The following is a 16,682-nucleotide window of genomic DNA, read 5'->3' as shown; positions in this document are numbered from 1 at the left end:
GAGGCACCCGCGATCGGAGCAGGGTAATTGTGCCCACAAAGGCGAAATGCTAACATGTCGCTTCGCATCCCGTCCCAAAAACAGCTTGCAACAGCCAAAGGATTCCCATGACGGCAACGATAAACGCCGAAGTCGATCTCCACGTTCACAGCCTGGCTTCCGGACACGCCTACAGCACCATCGGCGAAATCGCCACCGCAGCCGCGGCACGCGGCCTGCGCGGCGTCGCCATGACCGATCACGGACCGGCCATGCCGGCAGCCCCCCATCCTTATCATTTCGAATGCCTGTACATGATTCCCGACTATCTGTCAGGGGTACGCATCATCAAAGGCGTGGAAGCCAACATCGTCGGCCCCGACCGGGTGGATCTCTGCGACCGCCTGCTGGACAAAATGGATGTGGTGCTGGCCGGGTTCCACCACGACTGCGGTTTCGGACCCAGCGATTGCAAAGCCAACACGCGGGCAGTTCTGGCCCTGATGGAAAACCCTCGCATCCACATCATCTGCCACCCGGGCAATCCGGGTTTTCCACTCGATTACGAAACCGTGGCGCGTCAGGCCGCGGCTACCGGCACGGCTCTGGAAATCAACAACTCGTCATTCATCACCAGCCGCCTTGGCAGTGCCGACAACTGCCGACTGATCGCGCGCCTGTGCGCCCGCTTCGGTTGCCCCGTGGCCATCGGCAGTGATTCACATGTTGCCCAGAACGTCGGGAATTTTACGCAGGCCATTGCGATCCTCGCCGAAGCAGGCGTGGACAGCGAGCAGATCGTCAACCGGACACTGGAATCAACCCTCGCTTTTCTCGGGCTGAAAAACTGACCCCCGCCGATCCGGCCCAACACCATTTTGACGCCACGAAACTCCTTGCCAGCAACAGTTTAAATATGCTAAAGCAACGAGGTGCTTTGGCATAAGATTTTCCACCGGATCGGAGACGCGCATCATGGATATCGAAATTCAGCCTGTCACTCAGCCGAAACCCCGCATCGAAGACGAATCCAAGCTGGTGTTCGGCCGCCAATTCACCGATCGTATGTTCGTCATGGAATACGATGCCGGACGCGGCTGGCACTCGGCCCGTATCCAGCCCTATGCGCCGTTTACGCTCGATCCGGCTGCACTGGTATTTCATTACGCCCAGGAAATCTTCGAAGGGCTCAAGGCCTTTCGACGGCAGGACGGCAGTATCGCCCTGTTCCGCCCGAAAGACAACATCCGGCGTTTCAATCAGAGTGCCAGCCGCCTCTGCATGCCTCCCGTCGACGAAGAGTTCTTTTTTGAAGCCATCAGGAAGCTGATCCGACTGGAAGCCGACTGGGTTCCCCACAGCGAGGGCACCAGCCTGTATATCCGCCCCACCATGATCGCCACGGAAGCGGTCCTGGGTGTCAAGCCATCGGAAAAATACCTCTGCTACATCATCCTCTGCCCGGTGGGTGCCTACTACAAAGGCGGATTCAAACCGGTCAGGATCTGGATTTCCGACCAGTTCGTCCGCAGCGCCCCGGGCGGTACCGGCGAAGTAAAATGCGGTGGCAACTACGCAGCCAGCCTGCTCGCCGCCAAAGAGGCTGCCACCAAGGGCTTTGACCAGGTATTGTGGCTCGATGCCGTGGAACGCCGATATGTCGAGGAAGTCGGCAGCATGAACATCTGCTTTCTGTACGACGGAAAAATCGTCACGTCGCCGCTGCACGGCACCATCCTCAACGGCGTCACCCGCCGCTCCATCCTGCAGCTTGGCGCCGAAATGGGCTACACTGTGGAAGAACGGGCCATGAGTGTTGACGAACTGCTCGACGGCGCCGAATCGGGACGCCTCGCCGAAGCCTTCGGCACCGGCACCGCAGCGGTGGTCAGCCCCGTCGGGCAACTGACATACAGGGACCGCACCGTAACCATCGGCGACGGCCAGATGGGGCCCTTGACCATGAAGCTCTACAAGGCTTTGACCGGCATACAATACGGCCACGAACCCGACACTCACAACTGGATCGAAATGCTCTGATTCGCACCCTTTTCATAGACACGCAAGCCGAAGCCCCCGTTTCAACGGGGGCTTTTTTCATGACACCTGCCATCGCCCGCTAATGCGGCACGCACGCCTGTTTTTTAGGCATCCCCTCTTTCATTTCCTCTTCAGAAAACATACAAGTCATTGTTTTTACGCTAATTTAAAAGTTGGTTCAAGGTTTGCTAAGTCTCTAGAACAAAGCGGCGGGACAACGTCCGCCCCGCCAGATCCGGATACCCTCCCAACGGCGCCGACGCCGTTGACGACCGCGCAGCCATCAACGCCAGGTATTCGGGCCGCACATCCCTGCAACGAAGCAATGGAGGAAAATGATGTTTCGCAGCCCCCTGTTTCTAACCACCGCACTGTACCTGACGGCACTTCCGGTTGCTGCCCATGCAGCGGAAAGGGCCGATCCCGGCGACACCGCCTGGATGCTCATTTCCACTGCCCTGGTACTGGTGATGCTGCCCGGGCTGGCACTTTTTTACGCCGGGATGGTCCGCGCAAAAAACGTCCTTTCGACCAGCATGCATACTTTTGCGGCAATGGCCATCATTGGCGTGCAATGGGTGGTGATCGGCTACAGTCTGGCCTTCGGTGGCTCCGGCCGCTTTATCGGCGGACTTGGCAATATGTTTCTGGCCGGCATTGGCCCCGACAGCGTAACCGGCACCATTCCAACCTATGTCTTTGCCATGTTCCAGGGCATGTTCGCCATTATCACCCCGGCCCTCATTTCCGGCGCCGTAGCCGGACGCATGAAATTTTCGAGTTACTGCATTTTCATATTGCTGTGGGCCACCCTGGTATACGATCCGCTGGCCCACTGGGTCTGGGGTGAAGGCGGCTGGCTTCTGGAGATGGGCGCGCTCGATTTCGCGGGCGGCACTGTCGTCCACCTGTCCTCGGGTCTGTCGGCATTGATCCTGGCGATTGCCCTCGGCAAACGCCATGGCTTCCCTCACGAGCGGATGGCCCCCCACAATCTGCCCATGACCCTGCTTGGGGCCGGCCTGCTGTGGTTCGGCTGGTTCGGATTCAATGCCGGGAGCGCCCTGTCCGCCGGCGGCAGCGCCGCCCTGGCATTTACCACCACCCAGACCGCCGCCGCGGCCGGCGCCCTGTCCTGGCTGTTGATCGAATGGCGCCTGGCGGGCAAGCCAAGCGCCCTTGGCGCAGCCTCCGGCATCGTGGCCGGACTGGTCGTGATCACGCCGGCGGCCGGCTTCGTAACCCCAGGCTGGGCTCTGGTGATGGGCCTGATGGCCGGAGCCGTCTGCTACAGCGGCGTGATGCTCAAACACAAACTCGGCTACGACGACTCCCTTGACGCCTTCGGCGTGCATGGCGTCGGCGGCGCTTTTGGTGCCCTGGCGACCGGCATCTTCGCGACTGTCGGCGCGAGCAGCCTGCTGACCGGCGATCCGCACCAGCTCTGGGTGCAGATCCTCGGCGTGCTGGCCGCCGGAGCCTACGCCGCCATCGTCACCATCATACTGCTCTGGATCATCGACAAAACCCTCGGATTGCGGGTCAGCAAAGAAGAAGAGATCATCGGCCTCGACCAGACCCTGCACTCTGAAAGCGCTTACGACATTTAACCCAGCCTCGGTTTCGTGGCCCGACGCCTCTCCTCGCGGAGGCGTCGGGCAATTTTTGAGTAAATAAAATACTCTTTTGGTGTTAAGTAGCGCCTCCTGAAATACCTCTCCCGGTTCCGGAAAACTCCTGCTACAACTTCTGCATAAATCAGCTAATGCGCCGTTTGTACTAATGTTTTTCTCAATTTAATTCTTGTCCGGATGCCTGCAATTGTCGTTATCTGTTTTATGGCATTCAATTTGCAAATGTGTAATATGTCACACCGAGAAGCCATCTGTGGTTATTCGCGTACTCACCATCCGGAGGTTGAATAGAATGTGTCGTATTGGAGCTATCAAGAGCCGCCATTATGTGCACCCCAGCCAAGCCCTGCTGCTCATGCAGTCCCAACAGAAGGGACATGACAATTCCGGCTTCGCCATGGTCATGCAGGATCTGGGGGGCATCTTCGAAAACTACAAGCATCTGCCCACCCTGTCGCTGGCCTGCACCGACGAAGGCCTGCGGATCGCCAAGACCATCATGGACACCCGCGGGTTCCGCCTGGTCCATGAATGGGAGCCACGGACCAACCGGCAGCCGGGCCTGGACATTCAGGCCATGCCGCACTATGTCTTCCAGACCTTCGACTATCCCGCGGATTATGCCGCCGCCGACCAGAAGGCCAAACAGGAACTGCTGCTCGATACGCGCCTGGAATTGCGCCGTGAAATGGAAGACAATTGCATAGGCTTCGCCTACTCTTTCTGGCCCGACGTGATCACCCTGAAAGAGATCGGCGACCCTCGCGATATCGGCACTTTCTTCAACATCTGGGACACGGACGACAAATTCACTGCCAGGGTCATCACCGCCCAGTGCCGCCAGAACACCAACTACGCCATCGTGCGCTACGCCGCCCACCCCTTCTTCTGCCAGGGTTACACGGCGCTGGCCAATGGCGAAAACACCTTTTATCAGAAAAACAGGGAATTCCAGCAGAGCCTGCACCGCGGCTATATCGGCTTCGAGTCCGACTCCCAGTGCTTCCTCTACACGCTGCACCACATTCACCGCCAACTGGGCTGGCCGCTGTCTTACTACAAGCACGTCATCACGCCGCTGCCCTTCGAGGAAATGGTCAGGCGTGAAGACCAGGACCAGCTGCTGGCCATGCGCCAGTCCCTGGCACACCTGGAAATCAACGGCCCCAACACCATCATCGGCGTACTGCCCGACAACACCCTGTTCACCTGCTGCGATGCCAAGAAACTGCGGCCGGTGGTGGTCGGCAGGGACGCGGATACCGTGGTTCTGTCCTCGGAAGTCTGCGGCATCAACGAGATCCTGCCTGACCGCAACTGGGAGACCGATATCTACCCCAACGAACGTGAAATCGTGGTCATCGACAACAATCTGGAGGTCCAGCGATGGAAACAGTAAAAATAAACGACATCGCCTGCAACGATCTTCCCTGGAAGATCAAATACCACCCCGAGCGCTGCACCCTCTGCGGAGCCTGCATCGCAGCCTGCACCTTTGACGCCATCGGCCCCAAAATGGAGCGCCGCCGCGTCACCTACACCGACAGCACCACCCCCGAGCCCAAAACCCGCTTCTGCGCCCAGCCGGTAATCGCCCAGCAGAACAGCATCAAGAATTACTGCCGCGGCTGCGGCGTCTGTGAACGGGTGTGTCCCAACAATGCCATCAGCTCGGAACGCAATCCCGACTCGCGGTTCAGCGTGGCTTATGCCACCGTTACCGCCAGCGGCCCCAAGCGGGGCGGCCGCAACAATCTCGAAGTGCAGGCCCGCACCCTCGACACCCTGCGCGTCGGCCGCATTTCGCAAATGACCGACCCGAGCCTCGATGCCCAGCGGCATACCTTCGACTGCCTGGCGCCGTTGGGCCGCATCCTGCCGGCCGGCAACCTGCCGCTCAAACAGACCGCCGACGGCAAGCTGATCAAGGACGGCCACACCCCGCCGGTGCGCTGGATCTACCCGGTCATTATCGGCGACATGTCCATCGGTGCCTTGTCCTGGCGCATGTGGGAAGCCGTCGCCATGGCGGTCGCCTACCTCAACGAAGAATGCAGCCTGCCGGTGCGCATGTGCTCCGGAGAAGGCGGCATGCCGGTGCGCCTGCTGAAAAGCAAGTACCTGAAGTACATGATCCTGCAGATCGCTTCGGGGCATTTCGGCTGGAACCGTATCATCCAGGCCATGCCGCACATGGTGGAAGACCCGGCCGGCGTACTGATCAAAATCGGCCAGGGCGCCAAGCCCGGTGACGGCGGCTTGCTGATGGCAGCCAAAGTGGCCGAGCACATCCAGGCAATCCGCGGCGTGCCCAAGGCGGACCTGCTGTCGCCTCCCAACCATCAGGGCTTGTACTCCATCGAGGAGAGCGTGCAGAAGATGTTCCTGTCTTTCAATGCCGCGTTCAAATTCCGCGTGCCGGTAGCCATCAAGGTTGCCGCCAGCGCCACCTCGGTTTCGGTGTTCAACAACCTGGTGCGCGACCCCTACAACATCGTCGGCGGCTTCTTCCTTGACGGTATCGACGGCGGCACCGGCGCGGCGCACGACATCAGCCTCGACCATACCGGTCATCCGGTGGTCAGCAAGCTGCGGGACTGTTACCTCGCCGCCGTGGCCCAGGGACGCCAGGGCCAGATTCCGCTGTGGGCGGCCGGGGGCATGGGCAAAACCGGCAACCTGGCGGCCGATGCTTTCAAAATGTTCTGTCTCGGAGCCAACGGCGTGTTCACCGGCAAGCTCATCCTGCAGATGGCCGGCTGTCTCGGCAACGACCACAGCCGCTGCAACGCCTGCAACACCGGCCTGTGTCCGGTCGGCATCACCACCCAGCAACCGGTGCTGGTCAAACGCCTCAACCCGGAGCGGGTGGCACAGAACATCGTTAACTACTTTTTGGCCATGGACGGTGAATTGCGCAAGCTCATGGCCCCCATCGGCAACTCCTCCCTGCCCGTCGGCCGCTCCGACTGCCTGGTCTCTTCCGACAAGGCCGTTGCCGATCGTTTGCAGGTTCAGTACGTCTGTTAAGGAGGTTTCAATCAATGGCAGCCTTTATCAACGGCTTTGATGAAAACAACCGGCGCATTTCCACGCAGCAGCTGTTGCAGAAGATCTATGCCGCCCTGGAAGCCGGAGAGACCGAATTCGAAATCCTCTCCTCCGGCCATCATGACATCGGCGGACCGCTCTGGACCAGGGACGGCATCCCGCTGAAATTCACGGTCAAAAATCCCGGCCAGCGTGTCGGCGCCTTCGGTCTGGCCGGCACCGAGATCGTCATCAACGGTCCGGCTCCGGCCGATGTCGGCTGGCTCAACGCCGGCGCTACCGTGATCCTCAAGGGCGACGGCGGCGACACCACCGCCCACTGCGCCGCCAGCGGCAAGATCTATGTAGCCGGACGCGCCGGAACCCGTACCGGCTCGCTGATGAAACGCGACCCGGCACATGAAGCCCCCGAGCTGTGGGTGCTGAAAAACGTCGGGTCCTTCTCCTTCGAGTTCATGGGCGGCGGCATCGCCGTGGTCTGCGGCTACGACAGCGATGCCTTCGAATCGGTGCTCGGGGACCGCGCCTGCGTCGGCATGGTCGGTGGCACCATCTACGTGCGCGGTCCGATCAAGGGCCTGTCCAAAGACGTCTGGCTGATGGAACTGGACGATTTCGACAAACAGTTCCTGCTTGACAACATGCCTGTGTTTCTCGGCAAAATCGACAAGCCGCAGCTATTTGCGGAACTCACCGATCTGTCCCAGTGGCAAAAGATCGTCGCCAAGACCTACGAGGAACGTCAGGCCGCCGAGCGCCCAACCCTGCATGAATTCCGCCTCGGTAAATGGGTGGAGGGTGGCATTTTCGGCGATGTCGTGGAAGACGACTACGACCATGTCGCCGACCTGATCAATACCGGCGACATGCGCCTTAAAATTCCGCACTGGCAGGACAAGGCCTACGCCGCCCCCTGCCAGGCAGCATGCCCCACCGGCATACCGACCCAGGACCGCATCCGCCTGCTGCGGGAAAACAAGACCAGGGAAGCGCTGGAACTGGTCCTCAGGTATTCGCCGTTTCCGGCCAGCGTCTGCGGGCAGGTGTGTCCGAATCTCTGCATGGATGCCTGCAGCCGTCGCCACCTTGACCACCCGGTGGCCATGAAGGAACTCGGCCGCCTGTCCCAGACCGTCGCAGCCCCCGATATGCAGCCCGCTACCGGCAAAAAGGTCGCGGTTCTCGGCGGTGGTCCCGCCGGACTGTCCGTGGCCTGGCAGCTGGCCCTGCGCGGGCACAGCGTGGTGCTTCATGAAGCGGATAAGGAAGTCGGCGGCAAACTGCGTCAGGCGATTCCCTCCGAGCGTCTGCCGCGCGCAGTCCTCAATGATGAAATAAACCGTATCAAGAACATCGGCGTCGATATCCGCACCAACAGCAAGATCGACAAGCAGTCCTTCGAAGCCATTCGAGGCGACGTCGATGCGGTCGTGGTCGCGACCGGTGCCCACAATCCGGTGGTCATCCCCTTCCCCGGCCATGAGCGCCTGGTCAAAGGCCTAGATTTCCTCAAGGAGATCAACAACGGCGGCAAGCCCGGGGTGGGCCGCAAGGTCGTGGTTATCGGCGCCGGCAATGCCGGCATGGACGTCGCCATCGGCGCTTACCGCATGGGCGCCGGGCAGGTGACCGCCATCGACGTACAGCGTCCCGCCGCCTACCAGAAAGAGATCGACCAGTTCGAGGCCCTCGGCGGCAGGATTGAATGGCCGGTCTTCACCGAACGCATCGACGCGGAGGGCCTGCACACCAAAGACGGCCGTTTGATCGAGGCCGATACCGTAATCATCGCCATCGGTGAACGCCCCGACCTGTCCTACGTACCCCGCGAATGGCTCACCGACCGCGGCATGATGGAAACCAACGACTGCTGGCAGGTCAAGAAAGCTTCTGATGTCTTCGCTCTGGGCGATACCATCAAACCCGGCCTTCTGACTCATGCCATCGGCAGCGGCCGCGAAGTTGCCGACTACATCGACGATTACCTCTGCGGTCGCGAACTGATCGCCAAGCCGGCGCCGGTGATGATTCCCCAGGCCAAGCTCCACAAGGAATCGTTCATGCCACAGAACCGCGGCCGCTTCCGGGTGGAAGACGCCTGCAGTGAAGTACACCGCTGCATCAGCTGCGGCACCTGCCGCGATTGCAGCCTGTGTCTGGAGACCTGCCCCGAGGGTGCCATCGTACGCCGTGAAAAACCGGACGGAACCTTCGAGTACGTCTCCGACGAAACATACTGCATCGGCTGCGGCCTGTGTTCCGGCATCTGCCCCTGCGGCATCTGGCAGATGGAAAAAGTCGTATTCTGATTGACCTTGCCGCAAAGCATGGAGAAACAGAAGGCGGAGCCTCACGGTTCCGCCTTCTGTTTTCGTCCCGCAAAGACCCTCCCGATACAATAATCGCAAATTGACATTGCCCTGCCGGTCTTTTAAGGTAGCGGAACCGTTTCCCACAAAAACCATCCACCCCCGGATAATCCAAAACAGAAAAGGGCCAGACATGAAACACCTTCTCTACGCCGTGCTCGCAATGGCATGCATGCCGGCAATCGTTTCGGCACAGAATGCAGCTGATCTGCAAACCCCTGCAGCCAGGGCAAGCTACAGCCTCGGGCACAAAATCGGAGCGGATTTCAAAACCCAGGGGATCGTGATCGATCCCGAGCTGCTGGTACGGGGCATCGAGGATGCCCTGGCGGAAAGGCCGCCGGTTCTTGACGAGAAGCAGCGGCATGAAGCCCTGAGTGAATTACAGAAGCAGGCTGCCGGGCATCAGCAGATGATGAAAAACCAGATGGCGGATAAAAACCTGTGGGAAGGCAGGAAGTTTCTGAACAAAAACCGGCAGCAGCCGGGGATTATCAGCAGCGCCAGCGGCCTGCAGTACAAAATACTGGAGCCCGGGGCGGGAAGGCGGCCCGGCCCGCAGGACCGTGTCACGGTGCACTACCGCGGCTGTTTGCTCGACGGTACCGAGTTCGACAGCTCCTACAAACGCGGAAAACCGGCCACCTTCGCGGTGCAGGGGGTCATCCCCGGCTGGACGGAAGCCCTGCAGATGATGAAACCGGGCGCGAAATGGCAGCTTTTCATTCCATCGGAACTCGCCTACGGGACCCGGGGAACTCCGACCATCGGTCCGAACGCGACGCTGATCTTCGATGTGGAGTTGCTCGGGATCAAATAACGGCAAGACCGCCATTTGTCATTGGCGCAGGCCCTTTGTTCCTTGCGACAAAGGGCCTTTGTTCCTCACACCTGCAACGCCGGTTCCTGCAGAGCCGCAATCTGCTCACGCAGTTCCAGGATATGGTCACCCCAGTAGCGGGGGGTGTTAAACCAGGGAAAGCTCGGCGGGAAAGCGGGATCTTCCCATCGCTGCGCCAGCCACGCGGTGAAATGCAGAATACGCAGACTGCGCAAGGCTTCGATAAGCCGCAGTTCGCGCATATCGAAATCGTTGAATTCGGCATAGCCCGCGAGAATTTCCGCGAGCTGCGCAGTTTTGCTGGGGCGGTCGCCAGACAACATCATCCACAGATCCTGCACCGCGGGAGCCATGCGGGCATCGTCGAAATCGACAAAATGCGGCCCTCCGTCACGCCACAGAATGTTGCCGACATGGCAATCGCCGTGGGTACGGATATAGCGCACCGCGCCGGCGTCTGCCATGGCCTGCGCGATGCCCTGCAGCAGGTCGCCCACCAGCGCATCGTAATTTGCCTTGAATTCCGGGGGATGTAACGCTCGCTGACGAGGGCGGCGGCTTCATGGCCGAAACTGTGGATGTCCAGTCGCGGTCGGGCCTTGAAGGGGCTCAAGGCACCGACGCTATGAATCCGCGCCATGAGGCGTCCCAGAACCAGCAGGTTATCGAGGCTGTCCAGCTCCGGCGCATGCCCCCCTTTGCGTGGATAAAGAGCGAAGCGGAATCCCCGAAAATGAAACAGGCTTTGCCCCTGTGCGTTGCGCAGCGGCGCGACCACCGGCAGTTCGTGTTCCCCAAGTTCGAAACAGAAACGGTGCTCCTCCAGTATCTGGGCGTCGCTCCAGCGTTTTGGGCGATAGAACTTCGCCACCAGCGGACTCTGCCCTTCGATGCCGACCTGGTATACCCGGTTTTCGTAACTGTTCAGGGCCAGGGTCCGGCAATCGCACAGATAACCACAGCTTTCCACGGCATCCATGATGAACCCAGGGGTCAGGGCCTGGAAAGGGTGCGGATTGATGGGCATACAGGCCTCCATGGCGCAACGCCGGGGCATAAGGCCGAAAAAAATTATCCGGCGATTCAATGTATCAGAGACAGCCTCCGGACTCAACCGGCACAGTGCCTTGTTGCGTCTGCCGACAAAAAAGGCGACGGCCTCCGGCATCTGCCGGGCGGTATCCGTCGCCTTTTTATCAGAAACAGTCTGCATCACCAAACCGGCAAATCGCCGGTGGATGACAGAACTGGCACTAAAATTTTGGGCAGTGTATTAAGGTGGCGAGCCACGCACTGACGAAAGCGAGGAATCAATGAGCAAAATGATACACAAACGCTATTTCTTCGAGTTCAGAACCAACCTCGCCTGAAGGCGGGACAGTAGCGACTTGCAGGTTTTTGTCAATAACTGTCCCTTCCTCTGCAATCAATGACCATGGGCGGCTTCCGATTCCTTGATAGTTTTGTGCAAAGTTCCCGCAGGGTGCTCGGGTGGAGCGTAAATAACGTAAACCTTGAGCGACTGATCCCCTTCGTTGATAATATTGTGCCAGAAACCACCCGGGATAAAGATGGCCCAGTCATCTGAAACTTTTTTGTCGAAAGTCATTTTATCCTTCGACGCGCCCATCACAACACGGGCAGTGCCTTTTTCAACACGTATGAACTGATCGCCCTCGTCATGTATCTCCAGGCCTATCTCCTCCCCTGGCTTAAGCGACATCACGGTCATCTGAAGGTCCTGACCCGTCCACTTCGTGGTACGGAAATTTTCATTTTTCACTGTCAGATCTTCGATGTCGACCACCCACGGCTGCTTGCCGTAATCCTGCCCGACGGCATCTTCCGCCATCGTTAAGCCCGCGGAAAGCATGACAAACAAAACGACCATAGCGACTTTTTTCAACATGTCTTGACTCCTTTTTGTTTTGCCTCAGCCGGAAATAAAGAGTTGCCCCTGTTGAGTTAGTGAGTTGAAGATCTCCCCGGCTGCCGGCGCAGGATGATGGAGGGCGAGGCGCTGTTTCCCCTCCTGCCGCTTTTGCTTTCTGACCTCTCGGGCCACTTCCAGTTTTTTGTCGCGCTCTGTGAAAATTTGTTTGTCCCGGCCTTCCAGTTTGTTCTTGGGGGCAACGTAGCCGAGAGAGCTGTGCAGCCGCTCTTCGTTGTAGTAGCGGATGTAGTCCGCGATCTGGGCTCTGGCCTCTTCGAGCGAAAGGGCCACCTTGGGGCGAATGCACTCGCTCTTGATGGTTTTGTGATAACGCTCCAGTTGATAACAACCGCCATACTTTTCAACAATTGGAGAGACTCGATCAATGTATTGATTATATTTCTCTGCATCCTTAACCGTTGATTGAATAATCATGTATACTGACGTATTTTTCCTCATTGTGATGCCGAACGACTTGGGTCAGCGGACGGCGCGCAGATGATGGTAACGCACTGGTCTAAACGAAAACAGCCGCAGGTTTCCCGTCCGCTGGACCCGATGGTTATGAGTTGGTTCTTCGCATTTCCATGGTTCGCACAGTGCTGTGAGTGAAAAATCCGAACTTCTTAAAAAACTCAACATTTTCCTCAGCCGTTGCAAGAACAATATGTTTGTAATTTGGATAGGAACAAACGAGCTGTTCTATTAACTTTGTGCCAACACCGTTACCATGATAATCTGCGTGCACAATCAGATAGTGTATATAAACTGTAATACCGCAATCAGTAATTGAATTTGCAAAACCGATTAGAGTATCGCCCAACCAACAAGATGCTACTTGGTCACTGAAGCGTAAGGCATCAACTACGTGAGACGAATCTTCTTTTAAAGACCAGCCATTAGATAAAAAGACAGGTGCAATATCAGTGTTTTTAAAAATTTTACCATCTTTAAACGTAAACAATTTCTTATGTCCCTTGCTCGTATCCATCCGGAAACTCCGGATGGATACAGCGTAGTTTTCATATGGGAAACGAGCAATTTTTCGTTGTGGCAAGGAAATCAAGGGGTTGCGCGGAGGCGTACATCGGTACGCCGCACAAGCAAGCCTGCCGATTGACGCCGCCACGGCGGAAAAGGGCTGTTTCCGGATGAAAACTAGCTCATAACGCCCGGCTTGAGGGGCGCGCACTTTTTCCAAAACGGTTGCCTTGGCAACTCTCTGAAAAAGTTTAATGGGAACCAGGCATCATCTCTCAGGCTGTGTTTCCACTATATCCCTTTGGAAGAAAAACTCCAGGGGTTCAACAAACCAACATCAGGCAAAATGTTGGGCCAAGCACCCGTTCCACTGAACCCACCCGCCGTGCCGAATCAGGTTCGCTTGTACTATGCGCAGCTTTCTTCTCGTGTCGCTTCCTTCAGATCCTGTCGTTGTCAGCAACGCCCTTGGGATTCGGATTACCTGCCCCCTGGTCGGGGTGACGCCTGTTTCTTTCAACAGGCCGGGTTCGCCCGCCTCGCTGGGCAAAACAAAAAAGGCGACGGCCTCCGGCATCTGCCGGGCGGTATCCGTCGCCTTTTTATCAGAAACAGTCTGCATCACCAAACCGGCAAACCGCCGGTGGATGACGCTACGCGTTACTTGATAAGCCGCAGGGTCCAGGGGACCCTGAAGTCTTTGCCGTTGGAACAGGCCATTGCTCCCATGATGCAGAACACCAGGTTACAGACCCAGACAGCAGGCATCACCAGAAATCCGACCAGTATCACCGTCAAAAATCCTCCGACGACCATGGCGATAGCCGCGGTGATCGACCAGTTCAGAGATTCCTTCGCCTGATCAAAAACGTAGGCATCATCTTTTTTGATGAGATAGAAGATCAACCCGGGGATAAACCCGAAAAATATGGTACCAATCCAGATGAGCAAAGCCATATTCCTGGATTCCTGGTTACCGGCCACATCCTTGATTTCTTCCATGGACACACTCCTTTTTAATCGGTTTGCACACACGCCCGCAAAACGGCAGTCGCGCAAAATTCCCACCCATCTCACAATGGCCGGTCCGGCCGGCCCGATTGAAACGTAGCGCCTCATCAAAAAAACATTTTCTTGAATATAAGCAAATTAACGAAACAAAACAACTCGGAAAAGGCAGAACCTCCAACAATTCCAACATGAAAGTCAAAGGTACATGCCATTGCTATCATAAACATTCGTACAATTCCCGAACACTTTTTTCATGAATAAACATTTGTCACAAGCGGATCATTCGCTTTTTTATAAAATTGTTTTTATTGTTTAATTCTTCAAGTCATCCTTTTCTGCCTTTTCCTGCACCATTCCCACAACTTGGCAGGGTGTCAATTTCAAGACACAAGTATCTGTTTTCTCATTGCAAAGTCGACTTTTAGGTAATCGTCGCGGCACATATCTTGCCGGATATGCTGCCCGCCTCCTGTCTCTCTGCAAAGACCGGAACCTGCTGTATCTTTTCTGTCCGGAGCACCACAGATGCCGAATTGACATGTTCCGGCTTTTCCATGCATGGGGAGAACATCATGAAATTCAGAGATCTCGGACTGACGGCCAAAATAACCATCGGTTGCGGCGTCCCGCTGTTACTGCTGTTGATACTGGGGGGCATCAGCTACAATGGCATGGCAGTGTTGCTGACTTCCGCGCGGCAGGTCGACAGCGGCCACCAGGCCGTGGAGCAGTCAAAGGATCTGGAAAAAATCATCCTGCAGATGCAGGTCGGCCAGAAAGGCTACCTGATATCCGGCAAAAAAGAGATGCTGGACCTCTACCTGAACGGCAAGCAGGTGGTGTCCGAACATATCGCCGGACTGAAGAAGCTGGTCAAGGAACGTCCAGGGCAGATGCAACTGCTGGACGATATCTCCGGCCTGGCCGAGCGCTGGCGGACAGAAGCGGCGGAACCGGAAATTCTCGCCCGGCAACGTATCGACATGAGCCCCGAGGAGCGGCGAAAACGGGCCAAAACCGAGGGCGACAAGGGCATGGTCAAGGTCGAGGATGTCCTCGACCCGCAGATCCTGCTTGAATACCAGAAGCTGTTCACCGCCGTGACCGGCCTGAAAAACATGGTGGCCGAACAGGACGGCAGCCCGGTCCGCCTGCAGGATCTGAGCACCTTTTCCACCTTCTGTTTCGGCCTGGTACGCCAGAGCAAGAAAGGCGCCCTGCGCTGCCAGGCCGACGATGCCAAGGGCGGCAAGGTATCCGGAGAAACCGGCAAACCCTTCGTGTACGAATGCCATGCCGGCCTGGTCGATTTCGCCGTGCCGATTATTGTGGACGGCCGCCAGATAGGCGCCTGGCTGGGAGGGCAGGTTCTGACCAAAAAACCCGACACCGCGCATTTTGGCAAGCTTGCGCGAGAGCTCGACATCGATCCGGATGCCATGCTCAAGGCCGTGCGCGAGATCCCGGTGCTGTCCAAAACAAAGGTCGAACAATCGGCGCAATTTCTCAGCCTGCTGGCCGGCACCATGTCGAAACTCGGCAACGATCAACGGCTCTGGAAGGTGCTGACCGACCAAGTCGAGTCGGGAGTCGGTGACGGCATCATGAACCAGCTGCAGGAAAAACTGGCCCAGTTCATCAACGCGGAAATGCAGCAGGTAAAAAATGTCCAAACCCGGGCCGCCCTGCGTACCGCCGGCACCAAGCTGCTGATTATGGTATGCGCCCTGCTGGCCACCGGTATCGGCGCCGCAGTCTCGTTTTTCATCGTGCGCAGCATCACCGGTCCGGTATACAAAGCCATGCGGCTGGCTGACAACCTGAGCCGAGGCGACTTTTCCGATCGCCTCAACCTCGAGCAGTCCGATGAAATAGGCCGGCTTGCCGCCTCTCTGGACCACATGGCCGAGCTTCTCGGCCAGAACGATGCGGACATGAAAGCCAATCTGAAAAACCTCAATGAAGTGCTGTCCCAGGTTGACAGCATCTCGGTTCATATAGATCATAGTTCCCACGCCTTGAGCGATTCGGGTCAATCCCTGGCTCAGGCCGCCACCGAAGCGGCCAGTTCTCTTGAGGAAATCTCGGCCGCCCTTACCGAAATCAGCGCGCAGACCAAAGGAACCGTGGACAACGCCGGGGTGGCCAACGAACTCAGCGCCACATCCCTGCAAGTGGCCACGTCCGGCCAGGAACAGATGAATCAGATGCTCGGAGCCATGGCCGCGATCCACGATTCGAGCCAGAATATCGTCAAAATCACCAAGGTTATCGATGAGATCGCCTTCCAGACCAATCTGCTGTCCCTCAACGCCGCCGTGGAAGCGGCCCGCGCCGGCCAGCACGGCAAGGGCTTCGCGGTAGTGGCCGAAGAAGTACGCAACCTGGCGGTGCGCAGCGCCCAGGCGGCGCATGAAATTACCGATCTGATCCTGAATTCGGTGGGCAAGGTGGAAAACGGCAACAAGATCGCCGGAGAGACCTCCGAAGCGCTGGTCAAGATCGTCGAGGCCACCGCCAAGACTGCCGCCATCGTCAGGGAGATCGCCGACGCCGCCAGTGAACAGGCCGCCGGCATCGATCAGATCACCCAGGGGATCGGCCAGGTGGACGGCGCGACCCAGATGGTTACCGCCTCATCCGAAGAGACCGCGGCGACGTCCGACGAACTGGCGGGCATGGCCTCCAGGCTGCGAAACATCATCGAAAGCCAGTGCAGTGATCAGCAGCCAGAGCATGGCGCCCACAACGGCAATCCGAACGACCGGCAAGCCCTGCCGCCCGCCGCAAACCGTGGGTAGAACGGGACGGACCCAGACGCAACAGCCGAGACCTCGCAATTC

At 57.9% G+C, this 16,682-nt stretch carries 12 protein-coding genes and 1 pseudogene; 8 read left to right on the top strand and 5 right to left on the bottom strand.

Going from position 1 to position 16,682, the window contains the following annotated elements:
* Window positions 1–107 precede the first annotated feature (107 nt).
* From A6070_RS02445 to A6070_RS02415, 7 genes are all read left to right on the top strand, one after another.
* Entirely contained in the window at window positions 108–830 is a 723-nt protein-coding gene (locus tag A6070_RS02445; protein WP_072286894.1) for a phosphatase, read from the top strand.
* A 124-nt stretch (window positions 831–954) separates the two neighbouring features.
* Window positions 955–2,019: a branched-chain amino acid aminotransferase gene (locus tag A6070_RS02440; protein WP_072286893.1), complete on the top strand. Its 1,065-nt coding sequence runs from the start codon at window positions 955–957 to the stop codon at window positions 2,017–2,019.
* Window positions 2,020–2,354: 335 nt separating this feature from the next.
* Window positions 2,355–3,629, top strand: coding sequence for an ammonium transporter (locus A6070_RS02435; RefSeq protein ID WP_162493576.1), 1,275 nt, complete (start codon window positions 2,355–2,357; stop codon window positions 3,627–3,629).
* 316 nt (window positions 3,630–3,945) lie between these two features.
* Complete coding sequence (locus A6070_RS02430; protein ID WP_072286891.1) at window positions 3,946–5,052, top strand: class II glutamine amidotransferase; 1,107 nt, start codon at window positions 3,946–3,948, stop codon at window positions 5,050–5,052.
* Window positions 5,040–6,683: a glutamate synthase-related protein gene (locus A6070_RS02425; RefSeq protein ID WP_072286890.1), complete on the top strand. Its 1,644-nt coding sequence runs from the start codon at window positions 5,040–5,042 to the stop codon at window positions 6,681–6,683. The genes A6070_RS02430 and A6070_RS02425 overlap by 13 nt, the downstream gene beginning before the upstream one ends.
* Before the next feature lie 14 nt (window positions 6,684–6,697).
* The gene (locus A6070_RS02420; RefSeq protein ID WP_072286889.1) at window positions 6,698–9,013 is read left to right on the top strand and encodes an FAD-dependent oxidoreductase; all 2,316 of its coding nucleotides are present in this window, start codon (window positions 6,698–6,700) and stop codon (window positions 9,011–9,013) included.
* A gap of 193 nt (window positions 9,014–9,206) precedes the next feature.
* Window positions 9,207–9,893, top strand: coding sequence for an FKBP-type peptidyl-prolyl cis-trans isomerase (locus A6070_RS02415; RefSeq protein WP_072286888.1), 687 nt, complete (start codon window positions 9,207–9,209; stop codon window positions 9,891–9,893).
* A 65-nt stretch (window positions 9,894–9,958) separates the two neighbouring features.
* On the opposite strand, the pseudogene A6070_RS02410 reads toward A6070_RS02415, so the two are convergent.
* The 5 genes and pseudogenes from A6070_RS02410 to A6070_RS02385 form a co-directional block, all read right to left on the bottom strand.
* Window positions 9,959–10,941 (bottom strand): annotated as a pseudogene (locus tag A6070_RS02410) (serine/threonine protein kinase).
* Window positions 10,942–11,340: 399 nt separating this feature from the next.
* A complete protein-coding gene (locus A6070_RS02405; protein WP_407703134.1) occupies window positions 11,341–11,787 on the bottom strand; it encodes a cupin domain-containing protein in 447 nt (148 codons plus the stop codon).
* 60 nt (window positions 11,788–11,847) lie between these two features.
* Window positions 11,848–12,282, bottom strand: a complete 435-nt coding sequence (locus tag A6070_RS02400) for an integrase core domain-containing protein (RefSeq protein WP_072286887.1) — start codon at window positions 12,280–12,282, stop codon at window positions 11,848–11,850.
* A 127-nt stretch (window positions 12,283–12,409) separates the two neighbouring features.
* Complete coding sequence (locus tag A6070_RS02395) at window positions 12,410–13,039, bottom strand: GNAT family N-acetyltransferase (RefSeq protein WP_235605492.1); 630 nt, start codon at window positions 13,037–13,039, stop codon at window positions 12,410–12,412.
* Between the two features lie 449 nt (window positions 13,040–13,488).
* Window positions 13,489–13,830, bottom strand: coding sequence for a DUF4870 domain-containing protein (locus tag A6070_RS02385; protein ID WP_072286884.1), 342 nt, complete (start codon window positions 13,828–13,830; stop codon window positions 13,489–13,491).
* Between the two features lie 581 nt (window positions 13,831–14,411).
* Between A6070_RS02385 and A6070_RS02380 the strand changes: the two genes are divergently transcribed.
* On the top strand, window positions 14,412–16,640 hold the full coding sequence (locus A6070_RS02380; protein WP_158514007.1) for a methyl-accepting chemotaxis protein: 2,229 nt from the start codon (window positions 14,412–14,414) through the stop codon (window positions 16,638–16,640).
* The last annotated feature ends 42 nt before the right edge of the window (window positions 16,641–16,682 follow it).

The organism is Syntrophotalea acetylenica (assembly GCF_001888165.1).
GTDB classification, from domain to species: domain Bacteria; phylum Desulfobacterota; class Desulfuromonadia; order Desulfuromonadales; family Syntrophotaleaceae; genus Syntrophotalea; species Syntrophotalea acetylenica.
The sequence above is the reverse complement of the archived record's forward strand: the minus strand, read 5'-3'. Positions and strand labels throughout refer to the sequence as shown.

Excerpts from the sequence above, each read along its gene's own strand:
- A6070_RS02415 (WP_072286888.1), top strand. The coding sequence starts at position 9,207 with ATGAAACACCTTCTCTACGCCGTGCTCGCAATGGCATGCATGCCGGCA.
- A6070_RS02430 (WP_072286891.1), top strand. The coding sequence starts at position 3,946 with ATGTGTCGTATTGGAGCTATCAAGAGCCGCCATTATGTGCACCCCAGC.
- A6070_RS02445 (WP_072286894.1), top strand. The coding sequence starts at position 108 with ATGACGGCAACGATAAACGCCGAAGTCGATCTCCACGTTCACAGCCTG.
- A6070_RS02425 (WP_072286890.1), top strand. The coding sequence starts at position 5,040 with ATGGAAACAGTAAAAATAAACGACATCGCCTGCAACGATCTTCCCTGG.
- A6070_RS02405 (WP_407703134.1), bottom strand. The coding sequence starts at position 11,787 with ATGCTTTCCGCGGGCTTAACGATGGCGGAAGATGCCGTCGGGCAGGAT.
- A6070_RS02380 (WP_158514007.1), top strand. The coding sequence starts at position 14,412 with ATGAAATTCAGAGATCTCGGACTGACGGCCAAAATAACCATCGGTTGC.
- A6070_RS02400 (WP_072286887.1), bottom strand. The coding sequence starts at position 12,282 with ATGATTATTCAATCAACGGTTAAGGATGCAGAGAAATATAATCAATAC.
- A6070_RS02385 (WP_072286884.1), bottom strand. The coding sequence starts at position 13,830 with ATGGAAGAAATCAAGGATGTGGCCGGTAACCAGGAATCCAGGAATATG.
- A6070_RS02440 (WP_072286893.1), top strand. The coding sequence starts at position 955 with ATGGATATCGAAATTCAGCCTGTCACTCAGCCGAAACCCCGCATCGAA.
- A6070_RS02420 (WP_072286889.1), top strand. The coding sequence starts at position 6,698 with ATGGCAGCCTTTATCAACGGCTTTGATGAAAACAACCGGCGCATTTCC.
- A6070_RS02435 (WP_162493576.1), top strand. The coding sequence starts at position 2,355 with ATGATGTTTCGCAGCCCCCTGTTTCTAACCACCGCACTGTACCTGACG.